Below are 22,693 nucleotides of genomic sequence, written 5' to 3' on the forward strand. Positions count from 1 at the left end.
ATCTAAAAAATTTAATACTATCTAGTAAACTTCTAAACTAAATAACCATTTACAATATAACAAACTCTATCTCATTCGTATAGATAGGAATGACTACTATTTGCCTGTTTTTTCTATATTGGAATATAGAAAAGAAGCTATAAAAGATATAGCTTCTCCTCTCACTATTTCAATCTCGTTGTACCTTATACTCTATAACTCTACCATCTTTATCAAATTGCAAAACAAGACATTCACTATCTATAGGAATGAAACTACGTTCATTCCCAAGATAGTATAGTGTAGTAATTCCCGTTTCCAAACTGCTTGTTTTCGTAGGGACCCCTAACAATTTTATGATTTCCTCGTTTGATTTCCCTATCAATTTATGCCGCTTTAATAAGTCATCTATCATATATACCCGTTTTTCCTCATCATTTAACCACCGATCCTGATTAAAGTTTGAAGTGTATTTATTTAAACTTAATTGTAAAGTGCATACTATCAATGGAATGAGAGCAACCATCATTACAATGAACAGCTGTTTCTTATCTTTATCACGTCCTGCTGATACATGTAAAACAGCCTTTTGAATAATAACTAGTAGAATAAAAGGCATTGCTACTACAAAAATACTCGTTACACTCAATGACACATGAACCATATCAATAACAAAGATAAACACAAGATACATTAATATATACAAACAAAAATAAATGTACAATATTCCCCACAATATAGAGCTTTTACCTTTCTCCACCTAACTCACCTACTTTATCCCGCTATTTACAGGCAGTGAAACTCCCACTTCAAGCCTTACTATGTTAGGTGGAAGTCGTGCTACATATAACAGCTCTGCTAATTAAAGTTTCACTTCGCAACATAATTCATCTGGCCAATCATATCTCTAATCTTTCGTAGTTCTTGAGCAGTATATATTACTTTACTTGTTAAAACTTCATTTCTGAAAAACGTTACAATTTGCTCTCTATCTTTAAATCTCGGCAATTCTTCATTAGAAAGATCAATAACTTCTTTTCCACCTTCATTTTCAAAATATACAATCGGTTTTATTTTTTCCTTTACAATATCTACTTGCATTTCTTCCAAACAATTATATAAAGTTTGAGATAGTATTTTCGCTTTATACGCTGGATTCCCTTCATTTCGTACTTGCAAAGTTAATGAAGTTCCATCCGTAATAAATTCAAATGTCTCTTCTTTTTCAATTTCATGTTGATACTTGCCAATTTCCTCAATCATAAATGAATATATACCTGCATTTTCTCTCGTTAAGCCATGGATTAATTTCCCTGTCCATTCTTTCGTCTCCAGTAGATAAATACCAGTTTTACATAAGATGAGATGATGGATTCGATTATCGTTTACGTCACGTTTATGTCTATCTTTATTACTTCTCATAAAGATATTCGGCACAATATGAAACTCATCTTCTAGTATGATTCCTTGCTCAACAAAACCTCGTTTCATATAATGTAATGTTTCATGTGTATTCACTTCAGCACCATTTTTGGTATACTCTCGTAAATCCGCAATTAAATTTTGAAACATATGTAGGTCATTACTATGCCTATCTTGCATTTCACTACGTTCTTTACTATGTTGAACAGCTAGTTGATTTTTCATCATATGCATATTTTCAAGTTCTCTAGCTGTACTAACTTGTAAATCATTATATTTTTTCTGTTCCATATTCTTTAAAGTACTTTGTTGTTCTTTATGCTCTGTAATCGTAGCTGCAATTTCACTTTCATACGTTTCAATCGCTTGTTTCTTTTCAAATTCTACTTGCTGGCTCTCTGATTCTAACTGTTTATTTTTATAAAACAGTACAAACACTGCAGCTAATAATATTAAAATTCCACCTATTAGCACATACTCCATATTTTTTCTCCTTTATTTCACGTCCGATTATTTTTATAAATATATCGATTATATTATACTATGCTTTTAATATACACTTAGTAAAAATTATATATTTTTTATAAAAAGGCATCTCAAGTAAGATACCTTTTTATAGTAAAACCGCTGGTAAAAACCCATTGGTATTGGTCAATTGTCCAATAATCAGTGTGGACAATCCTCATCAATTAAAGTTTACTTTATTACACACCATATTGAATATAACTTGAATCATAGTATACCCATTGATTTGTCCCTAAGCAAAGCCATCCATCTTACTTACTCCATACTCGATATGATTCACCATGATGTAACTGTCTTATAACATTCCCGTTTAATGATGGAGCGTCTCGCAGATTCACATTATCGCCAGTAATAGTTGCCACATAATGTTTATACTGAATATAACTTGAATCATTATATACCCACTGATTTGTCCCTAAGCAGAGCCATCCATTTTGTTCTCCCCAAACTTCATATGATTCGCCACGATTCAATTGGCGAATTACACTAGACTGTAAAGATGGTCCACTTCGTAAATTCACATTATCTCCATTAATTACAGCAACTCCATATACTGGTGTTGCATTATTAGGCGCGGAAACATTACCTCCACCACTTGCTCCATTTTCTTGTAAAGCTTCTAATGAAACAGCTGCTGATACATCACAATTTCCCACACCTGAAATTTGACCAGAATCTGTGTACTGCCATGCTGTCCACTCTGTCCATCCGCCAGCATCAGCAGGCGGTGTACTAGAATATCTGGAAATCCAAAGTGGAATGTCACTTAACCCGTTAATTCCAAATTCACTAATATACCAAACTCCTGTATATAACATTACATTTTTCCCAGTAGCTTGTTTCACATAATTCACGAAACTTCTTGCCCAATTCGATATAGTCGCACCCGTTAAACTACTATTGCTAGTATCCGTTGGCGATTCTAAATCTAAAACAGGAATTAAGTCCGTCTGATTACTCTGTAATATATTCACAAAATATTTCGCTTCTGAAATGGCATCATTTTGTTCTGGGTGCGCAAAATGATATGCACCGATTAATACATTCGCATTTCTTGCAGCTTGTACATTTTGAACGAAAGTAGGATCAATATAGTTCACGCCTTCCGTCGCTTTTGCATACGCCGCTGGAATACCTGATGACTTCACAGCATTCCAATTAATGTCCCCTTCCCAATGAGACACATCGATAAACGTAACATTTGAACTGGATCTATTTTGCATATAAAAGCTCCTATCAAATTTTTTATTCCGTATACAATATGTACAACTTAAGTTAGTGGACACGACGTTTATGCTATAGTAATAAAGTTCTAATATATTTATTTTGTCGAGATGTTTAAGAAGAAAGTGGAATTGAAACTACACCGTCCATCATAAACTCCATTAATACACTTTTAACATCCCAAAAGAGGCCTTGTAATTACAAGGCCTTTTGTAAACTCCCTTTATTTTGCAATAAATACATATTATAGTATAGCCCTTGTTTACTAAGTAACTCCTGATGTGTTCCTCTTTCTATGATTTCCCCTTCATGCATAACAAATATTTGATCCGCATCTTGTATTGTAGACAATCTGTGCGCAATCGCTATCGTTGTTCTGCCTTTTCGCATTTGCTGCAATGCCGTTTGGATAGCCTCCTCTGTTTCTGTATCAATATTTGCCGTCGCTTCATCTAACACTAATACTTTCGGATTGGTTGCTATCGTTCTAGCAAAAGCAATTAATTGCCTTTGACCACTAGAAAATGCAGCTCCTCTTTCGACAACTTCTGTATCATACTGCTCTGGTAATTTTTCAATAAACGTATTCGCTTGCACAAATTTTGCCGCTTCCTCTATCTCTTCATCTGTAATCTCTTCATTATACATACGAATGTTTTGCTTTACATTTCCAGCAAATAAAAATGCATCTTGCAGCACAAGACCAATTTTCTTTCGAATTTCTTGTTCTTCAAACTTTTCTAAATCTACTCCGTCTATTACAATATTTCCTGATTTAATATTGTAAAATCTCATTAATAAATTCATAATCGTACTCTTTCCGCTACCAGTATGCCCTACGAAAGCAACCGTTTGCCCTGGCTTTACGTGAAAAGATACATTTTTTAAAACGTCACGCTTTCCATCATATGAAAAAGTAACATCTTTAAACTGAATTTCCCCGTTAGCTACTCGTGGCTGTTCACTCCCCATTTGAACAGGAGCTAAATCTTTATCATCCATTAAATGAAATACACGCGATGATGAAACAAGCGCTTGCTGGAAGAAGGATAGTTTCATCATCATCTCATTGACCGGCTGGAAGAAACGATGAATATAGTTAACGAAAGCATATAAAACCCCTACTTCAACAGGACTCTTTAAAGCATCGATTCCGAATAAACCAAGTACTAACGCAATTGCTACAATATGAACAAGATCTGTTGCTGGACGTAAAAGTAATGCATCTAGTTTCAATGTACGACGTCCAGCACTAAAATGTTTATTGTTCACTTCTTCAAATTCTTTTCTCATCCGCTTTTCTTGCCGGAACACCTGAACAATATTCATACCTTGAATGGACTCATTTAACTTTGCATTTAATACACTCAGCTGATTACGTACCTCTAAATAAAAAGCTGCACTTTTCCGTCGATACAACACCATAATTGCAAACATTATCGGAATTAATATGAGCGAAAATAGCGCTAATTTTACATCTAATAAAAACATCGCTACTAAAATCCCTACTAAAAAGACTACATTTTTCACGAATGTTGATAGTACACTAACATAAAAATCCTTAATCGCTTCTGTATCATTCGTTATGCGGGATACGAGCGTACCAATCGGCGTACGATCAAAGAAGCTTAATGACAATTTTTGAACATGTTCATACACCTCAACTCGCATATCTTGGACAATCTTAAAAGCGATATTTTGAAAGTACAATAAGTCTAAATAAGTAAATAATACTTTTAATAAATGAGCAATAATATACACTACAAATAGAGTTACAAGTGCTGATTGTTCAAAGTTACCTGGCACTAAGTGTTCATCAAGAAATTGTTTAATTAAAAAAGGACCCATCATTTCAGTTACAGTTGCACCAACTAGAAATAAAAATGCTAACGCTAATAACCCTTTATAAGGCCTCATATAAGAAAGCAACCTTCTTAAATCACTCCGTTTTTTCTCAGCCATCATACGCCTCCTTTCTCTACTAATGCCTCTAACTGCTGGCTTTCGTACATTTCTTTATACCAACCATTTTCTTTCATTAATTGCTCATGTGTCCCTCGCTGCATAACCCTACCTTCATCAATAACAAGAATAAGATTTGCATGCTGAATAGCACTTAAACGATGGGCAGTAATAATCGTCGTTTTCTCTGCCCTTTCTCGTTTCAATGCAGTTAAAATAGTTTCTTCTGTTTTTGCATCTACGGCTGATAAACAATCATCTAATATTAAAATTTCAGCATTTGTTAATAATGCACGCGCAATAGAGATTCGCTGTTTTTGACCTCCTGATAGTGAAACGCCCCTTTCACCTACTACAGTGTCATACCCTTCTGGAAATTGAAATATATCATTATGAATACAAGCAATATCAGCAGCCCGGGTAATTTCTTTATATGTAGCATCGGCCTTTCCAAAAGCAATGTTCTCCCCAATACTCGCTGAAAATAAAAAGTGATCTTGCGGTACGTATGAAATTGCAGAACGCACACCGTGAAGTGTTAAATCTCGAATATCCCGCTCCCCAACTTTTAATTCACCATTAAAATGATCATACTCTCGAATTAAACATTTTAACAACGTCGTCTTCCCTGCACCGGTACGTCCTACAATTCCTAACGTTTCACCTTTTCTTAAATTAAAGTAAATATCTTTTAAGTTTAATAGTTCATTCTTTTTATAAGAAAACGAATCAACAGCGAATGAAACATCACCACTTGCTATAGTATTTATAGCATTGTCCCTATTCACTACATCTGAAGTTTGTGAAAGTATCTTCTCTACACGATCATACGAAGCACGTCCACGCTCCATAATATTAAATAGCCATCCAAACGCTAACATTGGCCATACAAGTGTCCCTAAGTATGTTGTAAATGTTACCAATTCCCCTACAGTTAATTCTCCCCGTACGACTAATAATGATCCGTAACAAATTGCGATCAAAAATGAAAATCCGACAATTAAGGAAATCGTTGGATCAAATAACGAATCAATACGTGCAACTAGCATATTTTTATGTACGACATCTTCAGATTTTTTCCGAAATGCTTGTAAATCCTCTTTCTCTTGTCCAAGTGAGCGAATTACCTTCATCCCACTCATACTTTCTTGTACTTTATCATTGATTTCAGAAAACGATTGCTGTGCCTTATGAAATCTTCTATGCAATAAAGTTCCATAATAATTTGTAGAAATAGCTACAATTGGCATCGGAATTAAACTTAATAACGTTAACTTCCAACTAATTGTAAATCCCATCGCTACGAGTACACATCCTCCAACAGCTAATGAATCAACAAGTGTTAAAACACCTGACCCCGCAGTTTGCTGAATCGCCTGAATATCATTTGTTGCATGTGCCATCAAATCGCCTGTGCGACGTGATTGATAAAAGGATGGGCTCATCTTAGTAAAATGTTCATATAGATTCTTTCGCAGTTGACGAGCTAGTTTTAAAGAAGATCCAAAAATCATAATACGCCATAAGTAACGTAATATATACATCGTAATTCCTACAACTACTAATAGAATAACCCAGTTCAACAATTTTTCAGCCGTTAATGTTCCATTATTAATTTCATCTACTACAATCCCTAGTACTCTTGGCGCTACAAGTTCAAGAAGCGCGACACCAAATAACATAATAATTCCGATTATGTACGCTCGTTTTTCTTGCTTAAAAAACCAAGCTAAATTAAAAAACACTTTCATATTTATCCTCCTCCCTTAAAATGAGCGATGTTTTCAGTTTACCAAAAACACAGAATTTTTAAAAGTTTTAAACACTTATTATATCCAAAAGAAAAGGACACTCGGTAAGAGTGCCCTTTAGCGCTTATTTCGTTTGTTGCTTGTTCATCGCGCTCATCATTTGATTGATTTTCTTTTGGGAAGGTTTTTGCCCCATTTGCATCATCATCATTTTTAGCATTTGTTCGTTAATTGGTGGATTTTTTTGTAAGTAATTCATCATATATTTGCGGGCAATGAAAAATCCTAACGCCACGCCTGCTACTAGTGCTACTACGCCCACTAGAATACCTAACCACATTGGCATATCTTTTCCTCCTTCATGTTGTCTACCTTACAGTGTACTAAAACCTTTTCAATAAGACAAGATACTATTCGACATTTTTTACACATATGTTCGTACTTGTTTGAGAGGATTTAACCAGCCGTACTTTTTATTTTCATAATCCATCGCTAAAAATGTTAACTCACACTTTCTAAGCACCTCAAAGAAAGTTGTTTCCATGGATACATTTCCAGAAGTATTCATTCGAATATATTGTGATTTCACGACTATTTCGCCGTATTCAGCTCCTGTATAAAGCGTATGAGTATAATTTGTTCTTTCATATTTGCCAAGAACACGCAAAGCTTGTTCTAATTTATGATGAATTTTCATTACTTGTAACGGCATCGTAATATACGTCATTTGTTTATATAATACTTTTTTCTCCGAAAGGGACCCAGATTCTGAAAATCGAGCAAATAAATCAAAAAACAAATATTCACGACCAAAGTAAGCTTTCGCAATATCCTCTTGAATTAAATACAATTCATACGTTTTCATTTTTCCCCTCCCAATCTGGACAACCTTTTCCCTACATTATATAAGAGAAAATTTGCAATGATTGTCTGACTACGGAGAGAGAAAAAACTTTTTCTGTCGAAAAAACTCAACTACATAGAAAAATCTCCCCATGCTGGAGAGATTTTTCTAAAATCATTAAAGCATTTCTTTTACTTTACGAACAACGTTCTCTACAGTAAATCCATACTCTTCCATAATCTTCTCACCAGGAGCAGAAGCGCCGAATGTATCGATACCTAGTACATCTCCATCAAGACCTACGTAACGGTGCCATCCGATTGTAGCACCCATTTCAATTGCGAAACGTTTCGTTACTGCTTTTGGTAGCACAGATTCTTTGTACTCAGCAGTTTGAGCTTCAAAGCGATCCATAGATGGCATGCTAACAACAGCTGCATCAACGCCGTCTGCTGCTAGAGCTTTTTGCGCTTCAATTGCTAAGCTTACTTCAGATCCAGTTGCAATTAAGATTACATCAGCAGTTTCTTTTTTGCTTGCAGAAACTACATATGCACCTTTTGCTACTTTTTCATAAGTGTCGTCTTTTGCACCTTCTAATGTTGGAAGATCTTGACGAGTTAACACTAATGCAGTTGGTGTTTTTGTTGATTCTAGAGCTAGTCTCCAAGCTGCAACTGATTCGTTACCGTCTGCTGGACGAATAACAGAAACGTTTGGCATTGCACGAAGTGCTGCTAATTGTTCAACCGGCTCATGTGTTGGACCATCTTCACCAACAGCGATACTATCATGTGTGAATACATACGTTACAGGCAATTGCATTAATGCTGCAAGGCGAATTGCTGGACGTAAGTAGTCAGAGAATACAAAGAACGTACCACCGTAAGTTTTTAAACCACCATGTAGTGCAATACCGTTCATTGCTGCACCCATCGCAAACTCACGAACACCGTACCAAATGTTTTTACCGCTGTAATCAGCTCTTGTGAAGTCTTTTTCGTTATTCATGTATGTTTTGTTAGAACCAGCAAGGTCAGCTGATCCACCAAAGAATGATGGTACAGACTCTGAAATAGCATTAATTACAGCACCTGAAGAATTACGTGTTGCTGCTTTTGATCCTAATTCATAAGTTGGTAAGCTCTGTTCCCAACCTTCTGGAAGAAGACCATTCATTGCTGCTTGCAACTCGTTTGCTAATTCTGGATATGCTTGTGCATATTCACCTAGCATCGTGTTCCATGCAGCTTGTGCAGTCTCACCAGCATCTTGTACCGTTTTACGGAAGTTGTCATATACTTCTTCTGCTACATGGAAATCTTGTTCAGCAGTCCAAGCATATGCTTCTTTCGTTAATTTTGTTTCGTCTACACCAAGCGGAGAACCGTGTGAAGCTGATTTTCCTGATTTGTTTGGAGAACCGAAACCAATTGTCGTTCTTACTTCAATTAGCGTTGGGCGTTTTTCGTCAGCTTTCGCTTCTTCAATTGCTTTTGCAATTGCTTCAATATCATTTCCATCCTCAACACGGATAACTTGCCAGCCGTATGCTGTATAACGATCTTCTACACTTTCAGAGAATGAACGATTTAAATCGCCATCTAAAGAAATATCATTTGAATCGTATAGCACTACAAGACGACCTAAGCCTAAGTGTGCAGCTAATGAAGATGCTTCAGCAGAAACGCCTTCCATTAAATCGCCATCACCGCAAATAGCGTATGTAAAATGATCCACTACATTGTACGCATCACGGTTATACTTTGCTGCTAAATGTCTTTCAGCCATCGCCATACCAACAGCTGTTGCAATACCTTGTCCAAGTGGACCAGTTGTTGCGTCTACACCTGCTGTGTGACCATACTCAGGATGTCCTGGAGTTTTACTTCCCCATTGACGGAAGTTCTTTAAATCATCCATTGTTAAGTCATAACCAGATAGATGAAGTAGGCTGTATAGTAACATTGAACCATGACCTGCAGATAATACGAAACGATCGCGGTTAAACCACGTTGGGTTATTTGGATTGTGTTTCATAAATTGAGTCCATAATGTATAAGCCATTGGTGCTGCACCCATTGGCATTCCTGGGTGACCAGAGTTTGCTTTTTCAATCGCATCAATGGATAATGTGCGAATCGTGTTGATAGAAAGTTGTTCGATTGAATGTGACATGCTATTCTTCCCTTCGCGTATGTTAGTAAACGTTTTATACATTTATATGATAGCTTCCCACGCAAGATTATACAACATGTATCGACAAATATGTTGATGTTTTTTTGATTTTTTATAAAAAAATCAATGTTTCCGGGAATGTATGGGTATTCAATATGACATACTTTTTTACTGTTTTTATTTTAGGAAGAAAGGGAATTATCTGTATTTTTATGCAAAAACATTAAATTCTCAAATAAAAAATATATCATCCATCTTCCATTACTCTGCGAAACAAATGAATACAACGCTCTAACTGAACATAAAGAACATCCTCATTAAGACAATCTCATTTTGAACCGAAATACGATCAATAATAATTGTCATCAAAATAATACCTCCACGAGATCATTTGCTTAATATAAAGTGAAACTTTAATCAGTGGGGGTTTTGTTCATCCCCCACTGATTATTAGCCCTCACCAATCGAGCTTTTACGGGCAGCAGGGCTTCCACCTAACTTCTTTGCTCCACCTGAATTTTGAGGTGGGAGTTTTACTGCCCACAAATAGCAGGATAAAAATGAAAAGCATATCAATTCCACCTGCTCCTACTAATTCTAAAATAACCATCACGCGTATATTCTCCTCAATATGCTTATACTACATACACACCCTTCTCGTAATCATTACTTCTACTGGAACCGGATCAACAGATTCGGTTTATTCACTTATTAACTTCTAAACAAGCGCATAATAAAAGACATATCAATAGATATGTCTAAATTCATCATTCACTATGTACTGAAACGATTGAAGTAGTATTACAACTGGAAAGCTATTACTCATGTATCTTTCTATTAATATCAAAAAAGATGGGCTATGCCCATCTTTTAATTTAATTTTGCATTATCTTGCTTTTTTAGAGCTTTTAATTTCGTCGGTGTAACATCCGTGCCTTCTTCGTTAACGACTTTAATTCCTTTTAATTCGTTTAACATATTTTGACGAAATCCTTTTAAATATTGTTCACGTAGCGATTGGCGCTCACGTTGTTCTTCTTCAGTTAAGCCTTCAGCTTTTGCTTTTTTCGCTAAGAAGTTAATGCGTTCAATGAGTTCGTGACTTGGCATCTCGAATCCCCCTTCTACTCAAAACTGATTATTATCATACAATAGTTAGTCCTCTTTATCAAGCAATTGCTTTGTATATTCTACATATCTTCGATGTACAGTTGCTTTTGAAACATCATGACCAAAACCACGAAGTGTTGCTGCAATTTCTTCAAAAGTTAATTCATTCCGGCGTAAACGTACAATTTCCTCAATTGGCACTTCTTTTTTCTCACGTCCTATACTTAAATGACGATTTTTCAAATTATTCTCCGGACGAAATCCTTTCTCTACCGCCCTTTGCATGCCACGCTTAATTTTTAAATTGTGAATCTTTCTTTGATACTCTTCCACAATTCCAATTATATCCAACACCATCGAGTCAGAATCCGAAAGTTGTAATTCACCATTATGCGTATGTGTATACACTTTTATTCCTTCTTTATGTAAACAATGCATTAATGCAATCTTCGCATTCCCTCTACCAAGACGCGTTTCATCTTGTATTAAAAGTACATCAACTTGTTCATCTCGAATTGTATCTAATACTTCTAATATACCATCACGTTCAATTGTATAGCCACTAGCCTGCTCTTCAATCACTTTTATCACATTCATTTGATAGCGCTCAGCTAAATGCAATAATTCATCCTTTTGACGCAATAATGATGTTTCTTGCGCTTCTTTTGTTGTACTGACACGCGCATAAACAATTGCATTCATTTTGAACCCTTCTTTCTCGCTTTATTTTCCCTCTAGTGTATCATAAATCTCCCTATTGTTCGAACTTATGTTTGTAGAATGTTTTTTCGCATGTTATACTTATTAATAAGAAAAACGAAAGAAAACGAGGTGTTAGAAAACATGGAAAAGTTAACGAAACGCCAGCAAGACATTCTCGACTTTATTAAGCTAAAAGTACAAGAAAAAGGATATCCACCTTCCGTACGTGAAATCGGTCAAGCAGTCGGCCTCGCTTCTAGTTCTACAGTGCACGGACATTTATCACGACTAGAAGAAAAAGGATATATTCGACGCGATCCAACAAAACCACGCGCAATTGAAATTTTAGGTGACAACCGAATGGAGACAGAAACACAATCTGTTATTCAAGTTCCAATCGTCGGAAAAGTTACTGCTGGTTTACCGATTACAGCAGTCGAAAGTGTAGAAGATCACTTCCCACTTCCAGCTAGTATCGTTGCTGGAGCAGATCAAGTGTTTATGTTACGCATTTCTGGAGATAGCATGATTGAAGCTGGTATCTTTGATGGTGATTTAGTTGTTGTTCGCCAACAACAGTCTGCATACAACGGTGAAATTGTAGTTGCTTTAACAGAAGATAACGAAGCAACTGTTAAACGTTTCTACAAAGAAAAAGACCATTTCCGTCTACAACCGGAAAACGCTTCTCTAGAACCTATCATTTTAAAACAAGTGTCAGTTATCGGAAAAGTAATTGGCGTATATCGTGATTTACATTAAAAATAATAAAAAGAAGATAATCCCCTTATTTATATAGGGCGTTATCTTCTTTTATATTTTGATAGATTTCCGTTCACTCAAAAGAATACATTACATTAATTATTAACGCGTTTCAATAGTAACGTCTCCAGCAGCGGTTTTACCGCTAATCTTTTTACTTCCATTACCGATCGTTATATTTTTATTTTCTTCATTAAAAATTGTCACATCTCCGGCAGCGCTTTGCCCAGTTACAACTGCATCTTGTGGTTTTTCCAATAAAGTAATATCTACATCTCCAGCGGTTGAACTTGCCTCTAAATCATATTTAGAATCATGATCAATAATATCTATATCCCCACTAGCCGTTTTGGCTGTTGCTTTCCCTATTACTTTTTTAAAATTCACCTCACCAGCTTTTGTAGATCCCTCCACACTCTTTGCTGTTACATGTTTCAAATCCACTTCTCCAGCTAGTGTTTCAACACTTACGCGGTCACTTTTCACATTACTTATTTCTATTTGTCCAGCGGATGAATTTACTTTTATCTCTTGATAAGAACGTTCAGGTACTAATATAGTCAATGCAGGCGCTTGAAATCCGAAATTGTAAAATGAAAAATCAAATGAAACACCTTTTTCTATTTCCCCTATAACTTTTAATGTGTCACCATCTTCAGCAATACGAATCTCCTGTTTACTTATGTCTCCTGTTTGCTTTACATAAAAAGAGGAATCAGGAGATTTTTGTACAACAATATCTCCAGCATCTAACTTAACTTCTACATTTTTTAGCGTTTCGTTTTTAATAACTTCTTCCTTATTTCCTTTCTCCACAGTTTCTACTGCTTTTTTATATGTTTGTGAAATCCCTATTACTCCAATAATGATACAAGCGATAGCTACTAATAATATTTTTTTCATCATCTACTCCCCTTTTATCATTTTGAAGTTCCATATTACATAGCGCACACATAATCTTTTAAACCACTTCGTACTATAATAAGCTACAATACATAACAACAAACCTACTCCAACAAACGTTATACTAACGAAAAGATCCAACCATATAAAAGTACCCATGAACACTTTTAAAATAACGAAAAATGGTGTCACTACACTAGCAATACCACCCACCCAAAAGGAAAATATAAAAGCTATAATTGCAATTAATGGGCCTAACACAATAATAAAGTTAAACAAACTAAGTCCAACCGCTGCCATGACAGCTCTTGTTATATTTGAAGTCGATGGGTCTTTTTTCATCTCATCAAAGCGATACAAAACAAGCAAGTCTTTCGCAATTACCTTCGGAGAGCCAAGCCCTTTTATTATTTCTGATTCAGTTTTCCCCTCTTCTATCCCAAATTGAAAATGCTCTTCATAATCAAATAAAATATCTTGTCGCTCTTCTTCTGGTAACTTTCTAAGATGACTTGATAATTCTTTAAGAAACCGTTCTTTACTCATCCCATTCCACCCCTTCAATAATTTCTTGAACACCTTTAGCAAAATCACGCCACTCTGTTACTAATAACGTAAGTTGCATCTCTCCTTGCTCTGTTAACTGATAATATTTACGGGGCGGTCCTTCCGTGGATTCTTTTAAATATGTTTGAAAATATTCCTCTTTCGTTAAACGACGTAATAGCGGATATACAGAACCTTCCGATATTAAAAATTTATTTGAAATTTGCTGAACAAGTTCATAACCATAACAATCCTTACGTTTTACAAGCGCCAATACACACAGTTCTAACACACCTTTTTTAAATTGAACGTTCAAGGACAATCCCCCCTTTCTTATTTCAGTACCGTTCAATAAACAGTACCTATTATATCCATAATATACCATCAGGTACTGTTTATTGCAAGGTACTATATTTTTGCAATTTTATTTATCAAACACTGAGCAAAACATACAATATCGAAGAAATACAATAGCATTTTAAAGAATCTCCTTGATTTTTCCGGGCATTTTGCGGACACCTATTCAATTTATTTCACCAGCACCTATGTTGCCCACAAATAAAAAAAGCCCTAATACCGTAGTATTAGGGCTTTTTTCTCTCTTAGTATAGAGACATATATTGATCGCGTTCCCATTGGTGAACTTGAGTTCTAAAAATATCCCACTCAATCTCTTTCGCTTCGATGAAGTGCTCAAGTAAATGCTCTCCTAGTGCACCGCATACTACTTCATTAGATTGTAATGTAACTAACGCTTGCGCTAATGTTGCTGGTAAGTCAACGATACCCGCTTCTTCGCGCTCTTCTTTTGTCATTACGTAGATGTTACGGTCTACTGCAGCCGGCGGAGTTAATTTGTTTTTAATTCCGTCAAGACCTGCCGCTAATAATGTAGCCATTACTAAATATGGGTTTGCAGCTGGGTCAACACTACGTACTTCTACGCGTGTACTAATACCACGAGATGCAGGGATACGTACTAATGGGCTACGGTTTTGTGCAGACCATGCTACGTAACAAGGAGCTTCGTATCCAGGTACTAAACGCTTGTAAGAGTTTACAGTTGGGTTTGCTACCGCTGTAAATGCTGGTGCGTGTTTTAAAATACCTGCGATAAAGTGACGAGCATCATCACTTAATTGTAAATCACCGTTTTGATCGAAGAATACGTTCTCTCCATTTTTAAATAATGATAAGTTACAGTGCATACCTGAACCGTTCACACCGTATAATGGTTTCGGCATAAATGTTGCGTGTAAACCATGTTTACGAGCAATTGTTTTTACAACAAGTTTGAATGTTTGAATGTCATCACATGAGCGAATTGCATTTGCATATTTAAAGTCAATTTCGTGTTGACCTGGTGCAACCTCATGGTGAGATGCTTCAATTTCAAAGCCCATTTCTTCAAGTTCAAGAACGATATCACGACGACAGTTTTCCCCTAAATCCATCGGTGCAAGGTCGAAGTATCCACCGTTATCGTTTAATTCTAATGTTGGATTTCCTTTTTCATCTACTTTAAATAGGAAGAATTCTGGCTCTGGTCCAAGATTGAAATCTGAGAATCCTAAAGCTTCCATTTCTTTTAACACACGTTTTAAGTTGTTACGTGGGTCTCCATCAAACGGAGTGCCATCCGCATTGTAAATGTCACAAATTAGACGAGCAACTTTACCTTTTTCAGCAGTCCATGGGAAAATTACCCAAGTATCTAAGTCAGGATATAAATACATATCAGATTCTTCAATACGTACAAAACCTTCAATAGAAGATCCATCAAACATCATTTTGTTATCAAGAGCCTTTGTTAATTGGCTCACTGGAATTTCTACGTTTTTAATTACTCCTAAAAGGTCTGTAAATTGTAAGCGGATATACTTTACATTCTCTTCTTTCGCCAAACGGAAAATATCTTCTCTTGTGTACCTAGCCATTATAAATTCCTCCTTAGTCCCTCTAAACACCTTCAGAATCAGTTATCTTTAGTGAAAAAACCTTGAAATGTCACCTTGTCGCAATGAAGTTCGATTAAATCTACCTGTATGTTGTAGTTCGTCTCGAAGTATTTTGCGAAGCTCAGTTTTTGAAATTTCTTTCGTTTCTTCTTTTACTTTCACTGCTTCTGTTTGATTTTCTTTCATTAGTAACACTTGTTTAATACCAGCCATATTCAAGCCTTGATCTAATAAATCTTTAATCTCTAACAACTTATCTACATCGTTAAATGAAAATAATCTACGATTCCCCTTTGTACGGGTTGGAGAAACAAGATTATGCTCTTCATAGTAGCGAATTTGACGTGCAGATAATTGTGTTAAATCCATAACAATACCAATAGGAAACAGCGGAGCAGAACGTCTATCTTCTTTCATCGTTTCAGTTCCTCCTTCGCCTTAACTGCTTCTCATTTTATACCATGTTATGTTTAGTGTCAATAGATGTTAGCTTTTCTTACATGATTTTTTTATAAATTTTTTCATTCTTTTTTCTAATTGCACAAATCATTACTTTCACACGAAAAAAAGCCGTCGAAATCGACAGCTTCCCTTTAAGAAATTGTTAATAAATCCTTTTCAATTAATGCATCGATTGCAGAACAAATCGCAATTTTAACATGCGAATACGTTAATCCACCTTGCACATATGCAACATACGGTGGTCGAATCGGGCCATCAGCAGACAATTCAATACTCGCACCTTGAATAAACGTTCCCGCAGCCATAATTACATCATCTTCATAACCTGGCATATAGTTCGCATACGGCGTGAAGTGAGAATTAATCGGCGATGCGTATTGAATCGCTTGACAGAACGCTATCATACGATCTTTATCGTCAAATTGAACAGACTGAATTAAATCCGTCCTTGGCGCATTCCATGCTGGTGATGTATTCATTCCTAACTTTTCTAAAAATGCAGCTGTAAAAATCGCACCTTTTAGCGCTTGTCCCGCTACATGCGGTGCTAAGAAGAAACCTTGATACATTTCTTGCAGACTGTATAAAGACGCTCCTGCTTCCGCACCGATTCCTGGAGATGTTAAACGATATGCACACGCTTCAACATACTGCTCTTTACCAACAATGTAACCACCAGTTTTAACAATTCCACCGCCAGGGTTCTTAATAAGCGAACCTGCCATTAAATCTGCACCAACATGACATGGCTCTTGCTCTTCAATAAACTCGCCATAACAGTTATCTACAAATACAACAACATCAGGCTTAATTTCTTTAACAAACGCTACCATCTCTTTAATTTGAGAAATAGTAAATGACGGACGAGTAGCATAACCTTTCGAGCGTTGAATACCAACCATCTTCGTATTACTATGAATTGCGGCTGCAACAGCTTCAAAATCAACAAGCCCCTCTTCAGTAAGCGGAACTGCATTATAGCCAATATTATATTCTTTAAATGAACCTACACCTTTTCCGCGTACACCAACGATTTCTTCTAACGTATCATACGGTTTCCCCGTTATGTATAGCAACTCATCTCCCGGACGTAAAATACCAAATAAAGCTGTTGAAATAGCGTGAGTTCCTGAAATGATTTGCGGACGAACAAGACCAGCTTCCGCTCCAAATACATCAGCATACACTTTCTCTAACGTGTCACGGCCAATATCATCATAACCATAACCTGTCGTCGGAATAAAATGCGAATCGCTAATTTTATGTTTACGAAAACTTTCTAATACACGAAACTGATTACTTTCAATTACTTCATCCGCACGTTTATGTACTTCTGTAATCTGGCTCTCTACTTCTTTTACGATCGGAGCAATTTTTTCTCCATTTTTCAAACGATCAAACATGTTTATTTTCTCCTTCTTCCACTAAATATCTCTTTAATTGCCCATTAAGCGATGAATGAGCAAATATATACCCTGTACAATCATATACAAATTTTCCTTCCAAAAACTCCATCTTTGTTAATAGCGTCTCTGTCTTTAATAGCGTTAACAACTTGCCTTCACTCGGAGGAATTTCCACTTGATAACGATCCATTTCTTCCTTCATCTGTTTTTCTATTGCTTCTTTTATATGTAATAAGTCACTTTCTTCAAAAGCACTAGTCATTAAGAAGTCACTTTTCGGAAATGGAATGAAATTTTGATGCAACTTATCCTTTTTATTATAAAGCGTAATAATAGGAATATGATTAATTTCAAGGTCTGACAATAATTCTTTTACCGTTTGCTCATGCCCTACGTAATTAGGGTCTGCCGAATCAACAACATGCAAAATCACATCCGCTTCACCAGCTTCTTCTAACGTAGAACGAAAAGCAGCAATTAGTGACGTAGGTAAATCTTGTATAAAACCAACTGTATCAGTCAGTAGCACTGTATAACCAGAAGGTAATGGCATCTTCCTTGTTGTCGGATCTAACGTTGCAAACAATAAGTTTTCTTCAAACGTATCCGCTTCCGTTAACCTATTAAACAACGTGGATTTCCCTGCATTCGTATATCCTATTAACGAAATTTGAAATACTTTATTATCTTTTCTTCTCTCACGATATCTTTTCCGATGTTCCACAACAACCGCAAGTTGTTTCTTTATTTCATCAATACGCGATCGAATATGACGACGATCTGTTTCAAGTTTTGTCTCTCCCGGTCCTCTTGTACCAATCCCGCCACCCAGACGAGATAAAGACAAACCTTGCCCCATAAGGCGCGGCATCGTATATTGCAACTGAGCTAATTCTACTTGAAGCTTACCTTCTCTCGATTTCGCACGTTGCGCAAAAATATCTAATATTAATTGCGTTCGATCAATTACTCTTGCATCTAACACCGAAGATAGATTTCGAATTTGACTCGGTGTTAACTCGTTATTAAATATAATAACTGCTGGTTCTAATTCTTCAGTTAAAGCCGCAAGCTCTTCTAATTTACCTTTCCCTATATAAGTCGCCGGATGGAACTTCGGACGTTTTTGCGTCGTTGATACTAACACTTCCGCTCGAGCAGTCTTAGCTAGCGATGCAAGTTCTTTCATGGAATGCATAAATTTTTCATCATCATCTTGCGACAATTGACAGCCAACTAATATGACTTTTTCTTTTTCTTCCATCAAATATGTTCACTCATCCTTTTCGAATTTTAAACCTTCTAATATAATAGCAGAGGAAGCATATTTCATCTAGTTAGCGGGGGAGAAAATTCATGGCATGGGAGATTTTTAGCATCATAGGCACAATCGCCTTCGCACTAAGCGGAGCCATTGTTGCAATGGAAGAAGATTATGATATTTTCGGGGTATATATTTTAGGAATGGCAACCGCATTTGGGGGAGGTGCCCTTCGTAATTTATTAATCGGTTATCCAATCGTCGCATTTTGGCAACAAGACATGTTATTCCAAATCGCACTTTTATCAATGACGATTATTTTTCTTTTTCCAAATAAATTAATTAGACATTGGAAAAAGTGGGAAAACATCACGGACGCCATCGGCTTATCAGCATTCGCTGTACAAGGAGCACTATATGCTCAAAAACTAGATTTACCAATTAGCGCTACAATTGTAGCTGCAGTTTTAACCGGCATCGGCGGTGGTATTATTCGTGATCTTTTAGCTCGCAGAAAACCTCTTGTCCTTCGAGCTGAAGTATATGCGTTTTGGACAATTTTAGCAGGTTTCTTAATTGGCGCTAAAATTATCGTTAGCGATTGGGCTCTATACACCTTATTCATTTTAATTGTTTGCTTCCGCATGATTTCTATTCATTACAAATGGCATTTACCGCATCGACGCATCGATACAAATGAACGTTCAATGCATAAATAGCACTCTAACCTCTTTACATATCGTAAAGAGGTTTTTCTTTTCTAACGAGTTTTTCTTCACATAATGTTTATACTAATTTTTAAAGTGAGGTGAATACAAATGACAAACCACGTTAATAAAGGTGCTCAAAAAAGCTCAGTAGGTCAAATTGAACACGATCCTAATTCAACACACGAAAAAAGCGCTAAAATGGAGCGCTTCCATAAATCTTACCAAGAAAAAGCGAAAAAAGAGTAAATACACTTATACACAAAAAACAGACGCACAGTTTACGTACTGTGCGTCTCCTCTTCAAGCATCAAATCCATACTTGATATCCCAATCAAATCATATTTATCATACGTATCCTCTTGTAACAATCGCATAGCTTGTGTGCGAATTGATTTTTCAACAATATTCCGTACGTATCGCCCATTACTAAACGATGTAATTTGTGACGAATACTTTACCGCGTGTAAATGATCTCTAAATTTCCACTCTGCTTCTTTCGACAACTGATATTCACGCTCTTCATACATTCTCTTCCCAATTTCCAACAACTGATTTACCGAGTAATCCGCAAATTCAATAATAAACGGAAAACGAGATTGTAACCCTGGATTTAATGAAAGAAAATGATTCATCTCTCTTGAATATCCAGCTAAAATTAATACAAAGCCGTGTTGCTTATCTTCCATATGCTTCACAAGTGTATCAATAGCTTCCTTCCCAAAATCCTTCTCTCCACCCCTCGCTAATGAATACGCCTCATCAATAAATAAAATCCCTCCCATAGCCTTCTTTATTAAATCCCTTGTCTTTTGTGCTGTATGACCGATGTACTCACCTACAAGATCAGCACGTTCAGCTTCAACTAAATGCCCTTTCGATAAAATATTCATCTCAAACAACAATTTCCCTATCATTCTAGCAACGGTTGTCTTCCCAGTACCGGGATTACCCCTAAATAACATGTGAAGCACTTGCTTCTCAGACTTCAACCCCACCTCTTGCCTTTTTTTATTCACAAAAATCCAAGCATAAATTTCTTTTATTATCTTTTTTATATCATCCATCCCAACAAGTTTTCCCATCTCTTCTTCAATTCTCTGCAACATCTCATGTTTAGTAGTGGTTTCACTTGAAATTACTGCTTTATTTTCTGATGCCGGTAACGAAATTTTTTTTCGATGGTTTAATACAATATTAATTTGATTGTTATTTTTCTTACGCATCGATTGTTCCATACAATCACCTCATTTTATCCACTCACCAAATATTATTATTCCAGTCTCTCTTTCAAATGCCTATTTTCAGAAAAGTTTGCTATAATATAAGAAATAATTAAGGTGGTGGGACTATGGAAACAACGGAATTCCATGATACAATACAAGCCTTTTCTATTTTTTTATTGAATAAAGGTCGAAAGCCTTCAACCATTAAACGTTATGTTTATGACATCGAAGATTTCGGACATTGGTTAGAAAAAAAACAAAAGCTCCCTTCCAGTAATATATGGGCGACACTTTGTACAAAAGACTATGAAGATTACTTTTCCGACTTAAAAAAGAATCGACACTACTCAGAGAAAACAATGCACCGTGTATTTATTGTACTAAATAGAATGCATCATTTTCTTAACATTCCCAATCCATTGAAAAATATGGAAATTTCCATTCAACCAGATCGCACACTACGTAACGAAGATTTCATTTCATCTGATGAAGAAAAAAGATTAAAACACATAGTCACTTCATTGGAAGGCCTTTCAGAAAAACAACGTCCTGTGCGCCCTTTATTAATGGATCGTAATATCACTATTTTAAACTTATTAATCGACTATGGTTTATCCTTACAGGAACTTACAGCATTAACTATGCATCACGTTCACTTTGAAACTAACACATTATCTATCCCAGCAACCGCAGGGGTAGAAAGAACAATTTCATTAACGAAAGAAGACAAAAAACAACTGTACACTTACTACAAAAGCATTCCTGAACCCGTTCGTCCAAAATACCATAGTAATGACCCACTGTTTGTCGCATTCGATTTTAATCGCGGAACATACAGATGGGTATACGAAAATGATGCGCCGAAAGGATTAACAGAAATCGCTATCCAAAAAATGATTCGCCTCGAAGTAGCTAGAGCTAATTTACGAAAAGGAATCTCAGGACAACACTTTCGTAACACCTATATTTTAAACTTAATAAAAAAAGAAACTCCGGAGTCAGAAATTATAAAACTAGCTGGATTCAAATCAAAAATTTCACTAAAACGATATTATCAATACGCAGAAAATAGAAAAAACGCCTTAAATTAAGGCGTTTTTTCTATTTTTTCTTTAAACAAACAATTTTATTATGACCATTTAACTATTTTTTGCATCTACTATGATGAGTTTCGTTCACATTCTCATTAGAAAGGAGAGATTTAATGTCTCGTTATAACGACAATGAAAATAAATACTCCAAGCCATGCTTTCCAAGTAGCGCCGGACGAATCCCAAATACCCCATCAATCCCAATTTCTAAAGCACAAATTAGAACATTTCGAGCAATCATTAACGATTTAATAAAAATAATTCCAAAACTTTTCGCTAATCCATCCCAAAAAAACATAGAGGATCTAATAGATACATTGCAACTACTAAGCAAATTCATCTGTTCACTAGACGCCACTTCCGCTCTGAAAGCACAAGGATTGGCCATTATTAAAAATTTAATAACTATATTAAAAAATCCAAACTTCGTAGCAAGCGCCGTATTTATTGAACTTCAAAACCTAATTAATTATTTACTATACATTACCAAACTATTCCGAATTGACCCGTGTACACTCCAAGAACTCCTTAAACTAATAGCCGAATTACAAACCACCCTAGTTAATTCAGCTTCGTTCGGCAGAGGACCTACTGGACCTACCGGACCTAGAGGCAACACTGGCGCTACTGGTGCTACCGGACCTAGAGGCAACACTGGCGCTACTGGTGCTACC

At 36.0% G+C, this 22,693-nt stretch carries 22 protein-coding genes and 1 pseudogene; 5 read left to right on the top strand and 18 right to left on the bottom strand.

Annotation, left to right across the window (positions count from 1 at the left end; translation table 11 throughout):
* Positions 1–169 precede the first annotated feature (169 nt).
* From JDS80_RS08265 to JDS80_RS08310, 10 genes and pseudogenes are all read right to left on the bottom strand, one after another.
* Positions 170–739, bottom strand: a complete 570-nt coding sequence (locus JDS80_RS08265) for a hypothetical protein (RefSeq protein ID WP_071747719.1) — start codon at positions 737–739, stop codon at positions 170–172.
* Between the two features lie 110 nt (positions 740–849).
* Entirely contained in the window at positions 850–1,884 is a 1,035-nt protein-coding gene (locus JDS80_RS08270; RefSeq protein ID WP_199637971.1) for a nuclease-related domain-containing protein, read from the bottom strand.
* Positions 1,885–2,105: 221 nt separating this feature from the next.
* Positions 2,106–3,149, bottom strand: a pseudogene (locus JDS80_RS08275) (GH25 family lysozyme).
* A 199-nt stretch (positions 3,150–3,348) separates the two neighbouring features.
* Entirely contained in the window at positions 3,349–5,112 is a 1,764-nt protein-coding gene (locus JDS80_RS08280) for an ABC transporter ATP-binding protein (RefSeq protein ID WP_071770782.1), read from the bottom strand.
* Entirely contained in the window at positions 5,112–6,863 is a 1,752-nt protein-coding gene (locus JDS80_RS08285; protein WP_071747723.1) for an ABC transporter transmembrane domain-containing protein, read from the bottom strand. The genes JDS80_RS08280 and JDS80_RS08285 overlap by 1 nt, the downstream gene beginning before the upstream one ends.
* A 124-nt stretch (positions 6,864–6,987) precedes the next feature.
* The gene (locus JDS80_RS08290; RefSeq protein ID WP_001132292.1) at positions 6,988–7,209 is read right to left on the bottom strand and encodes a YneF family protein; all 222 of its coding nucleotides are present in this window, start codon (positions 7,207–7,209) and stop codon (positions 6,988–6,990) included.
* 78 nt (positions 7,210–7,287) lie between these two features.
* Positions 7,288–7,728 (bottom strand): sporulation inhibitor of replication protein SirA, encoded by a 441-nt coding sequence (sirA, locus tag JDS80_RS08295; protein WP_000860649.1) that lies wholly within the window; start codon positions 7,726–7,728, stop codon positions 7,288–7,290.
* Positions 7,729–7,884: 156 nt separating this feature from the next.
* The gene (gene tkt / locus JDS80_RS08300) at positions 7,885–9,885 is read right to left on the bottom strand and encodes a transketolase (RefSeq protein WP_071747724.1); all 2,001 of its coding nucleotides are present in this window, start codon (positions 9,883–9,885) and stop codon (positions 7,885–7,887) included.
* An 870-nt stretch (positions 9,886–10,755) separates the two neighbouring features.
* Complete coding sequence (locus JDS80_RS08305; RefSeq protein WP_001139098.1) at positions 10,756–10,995, bottom strand: DUF896 domain-containing protein; 240 nt, start codon at positions 10,993–10,995, stop codon at positions 10,756–10,758.
* Positions 10,996–11,040: 45 nt separating this feature from the next.
* On the bottom strand, positions 11,041–11,697 hold the full coding sequence (locus tag JDS80_RS08310; RefSeq protein ID WP_071747725.1) for a YneB family resolvase-like protein: 657 nt from the start codon (positions 11,695–11,697) through the stop codon (positions 11,041–11,043).
* A 141-nt stretch (positions 11,698–11,838) separates the two neighbouring features.
* Between JDS80_RS08310 and lexA the strand changes: the two genes are divergently transcribed.
* Positions 11,839–12,459 (top strand): transcriptional repressor LexA, encoded by a 621-nt coding sequence (gene lexA / locus JDS80_RS08315; protein ID WP_071747734.1) that lies wholly within the window; start codon positions 11,839–11,841, stop codon positions 12,457–12,459.
* A 102-nt stretch (positions 12,460–12,561) separates the two neighbouring features.
* On the opposite strand, the gene JDS80_RS08320 is transcribed toward lexA, so the two are convergent.
* The 7 genes from JDS80_RS08320 to hflX all read right to left on the bottom strand — a co-directional run bounded on the left by JDS80_RS08320 (position 12,562) and on the right by hflX (position 18,998).
* Positions 12,562–13,365, bottom strand: coding sequence for a DUF4097 family beta strand repeat-containing protein (locus JDS80_RS08320; RefSeq protein ID WP_084667569.1), 804 nt, complete (start codon positions 13,363–13,365; stop codon positions 12,562–12,564).
* Positions 13,366–13,908: a DUF1700 domain-containing protein gene (locus tag JDS80_RS08325; protein WP_071747726.1), complete on the bottom strand. Its 543-nt coding sequence runs from the start codon at positions 13,906–13,908 to the stop codon at positions 13,366–13,368.
* Positions 13,901–14,224, bottom strand: a complete 324-nt coding sequence (locus JDS80_RS08330; RefSeq protein WP_001102616.1) for a PadR family transcriptional regulator — start codon at positions 14,222–14,224, stop codon at positions 13,901–13,903. Before JDS80_RS08330 ends, JDS80_RS08325 begins: the two co-directional genes overlap by 8 nt.
* A gap of 286 nt (positions 14,225–14,510) precedes the next feature.
* Positions 14,511–15,845 carry a type I glutamate--ammonia ligase gene (gene glnA / locus JDS80_RS08335; RefSeq protein ID WP_000135338.1) on the bottom strand — a complete coding sequence of 445 codons (1,335 nt, stop codon included), beginning with the start codon at positions 15,843–15,845 and terminating at the stop codon, positions 14,511–14,513.
* A 48-nt stretch (positions 15,846–15,893) separates the two neighbouring features.
* Positions 15,894–16,283: a transcriptional repressor GlnR gene (gene glnR, locus JDS80_RS08340; RefSeq protein ID WP_000656783.1), complete on the bottom strand. Its 390-nt coding sequence runs from the start codon at positions 16,281–16,283 to the stop codon at positions 15,894–15,896.
* A gap of 176 nt (positions 16,284–16,459) precedes the next feature.
* Positions 16,460–17,731, bottom strand: coding sequence for a methionine gamma-lyase family protein (locus JDS80_RS08345; protein ID WP_071747727.1), 1,272 nt, complete (start codon positions 17,729–17,731; stop codon positions 16,460–16,462).
* Entirely contained in the window at positions 17,724–18,998 is a 1,275-nt protein-coding gene (hflX, locus tag JDS80_RS08350) for a GTPase HflX (protein ID WP_071747728.1), read from the bottom strand. The genes JDS80_RS08345 and hflX overlap by 8 nt, the downstream gene beginning before the upstream one ends.
* Positions 18,999–19,090: 92 nt before the next feature.
* Between hflX and JDS80_RS08355 the strand changes: the two genes are divergently transcribed.
* Positions 19,091–19,714, top strand: a complete 624-nt coding sequence (locus tag JDS80_RS08355; protein WP_071747729.1) for a trimeric intracellular cation channel family protein — start codon at positions 19,091–19,093, stop codon at positions 19,712–19,714.
* A 99-nt stretch (positions 19,715–19,813) separates the two neighbouring features.
* Entirely contained in the window at positions 19,814–19,951 is a 138-nt protein-coding gene (locus JDS80_RS08360; RefSeq protein WP_199637973.1) for a hypothetical protein, read from the top strand.
* Between the two features lie 32 nt (positions 19,952–19,983).
* On the opposite strand, the gene spoVK is transcribed toward JDS80_RS08360, so the two are convergent.
* The gene (gene spoVK, locus JDS80_RS08365; RefSeq protein ID WP_000438191.1) at positions 19,984–20,940 is read right to left on the bottom strand and encodes a stage V sporulation protein K; all 957 of its coding nucleotides are present in this window, start codon (positions 20,938–20,940) and stop codon (positions 19,984–19,986) included.
* 113 nt (positions 20,941–21,053) lie between these two features.
* On the opposite strand from spoVK, the gene JDS80_RS08370 reads away from it, so the two are divergent.
* On the top strand, positions 21,054–22,019 hold the full coding sequence (locus JDS80_RS08370) for a tyrosine-type recombinase/integrase (RefSeq protein WP_098890279.1): 966 nt from the start codon (positions 21,054–21,056) through the stop codon (positions 22,017–22,019).
* Between the two features lie 113 nt (positions 22,020–22,132).
* On the top strand, positions 22,133–22,693 hold a 561-nt coding region (locus JDS80_RS08375), incomplete at its 3' end, for a collagen-like protein (protein WP_199637975.1).

This window comes from Bacillus cereus group sp. N8, assembly GCF_016483685.1.
GTDB classification, from domain to species: Bacteria; Bacillota; Bacilli; order Bacillales; family Bacillaceae_G; genus Bacillus_A; species Bacillus_A proteolyticus.

Coding starts and splice junctions, on each gene's coding strand:
- JDS80_RS08320 (WP_084667569.1), bottom strand. CDS start 13,365: ATGATGAAAAAAATATTATTAGTAGCTATCGCTTGTATCATTATTGGA.
- JDS80_RS08325 (WP_071747726.1), bottom strand. CDS start 13,908: ATGAGTAAAGAACGGTTTCTTAAAGAATTATCAAGTCATCTTAGAAAG.
- JDS80_RS08355 (WP_071747729.1), top strand. CDS start 19,091: ATGGCATGGGAGATTTTTAGCATCATAGGCACAATCGCCTTCGCACTA.
- tkt (WP_071747724.1), bottom strand. CDS start 9,885: ATGTCACATTCAATCGAACAACTTTCTATCAACACGATTCGCACATTA.
- lexA (WP_071747734.1), top strand. CDS start 11,839: ATGGAAAAGTTAACGAAACGCCAGCAAGACATTCTCGACTTTATTAAG.
- JDS80_RS08280 (WP_071770782.1), bottom strand. CDS start 5,112: ATGGCTGAGAAAAAACGGAGTGATTTAAGAAGGTTGCTTTCTTATATG.
- spoVK (WP_000438191.1), bottom strand. CDS start 20,940: ATGGAACAATCGATGCGTAAGAAAAATAACAATCAAATTAATATTGTA.
- glnR (WP_000656783.1), bottom strand. CDS start 16,283: ATGAAAGAAGATAGACGTTCTGCTCCGCTGTTTCCTATTGGTATTGTT.
- JDS80_RS08270 (WP_199637971.1), bottom strand. CDS start 1,884: ATGGAGTATGTGCTAATAGGTGGAATTTTAATATTATTAGCTGCAGTG.
- JDS80_RS08360 (WP_199637973.1), top strand. CDS start 19,814: ATGACAAACCACGTTAATAAAGGTGCTCAAAAAAGCTCAGTAGGTCAA.
- sirA (WP_000860649.1), bottom strand. CDS start 7,728: ATGAAAACGTATGAATTGTATTTAATTCAAGAGGATATTGCGAAAGCT.
- glnA (WP_000135338.1), bottom strand. CDS start 15,845: ATGGCTAGGTACACAAGAGAAGATATTTTCCGTTTGGCGAAAGAAGAG.
- JDS80_RS08370 (WP_098890279.1), top strand. CDS start 21,054: ATGGAAACAACGGAATTCCATGATACAATACAAGCCTTTTCTATTTTT.
- JDS80_RS08285 (WP_071747723.1), bottom strand. CDS start 6,863: ATGAAAGTGTTTTTTAATTTAGCTTGGTTTTTTAAGCAAGAAAAACGA.
- JDS80_RS08305 (WP_001139098.1), bottom strand. CDS start 10,995: ATGCCAAGTCACGAACTCATTGAACGCATTAACTTCTTAGCGAAAAAA.
- hflX (WP_071747728.1), bottom strand. CDS start 18,998: ATGGAAGAAAAAGAAAAAGTCATATTAGTTGGCTGTCAATTGTCGCAA.
- JDS80_RS08345 (WP_071747727.1), bottom strand. CDS start 17,731: ATGTTTGATCGTTTGAAAAATGGAGAAAAAATTGCTCCGATCGTAAAA.
- JDS80_RS08290 (WP_001132292.1), bottom strand. CDS start 7,209: ATGCCAATGTGGTTAGGTATTCTAGTGGGCGTAGTAGCACTAGTAGCA.
- JDS80_RS08310 (WP_071747725.1), bottom strand. CDS start 11,697: ATGAATGCAATTGTTTATGCGCGTGTCAGTACAACAAAAGAAGCGCAA.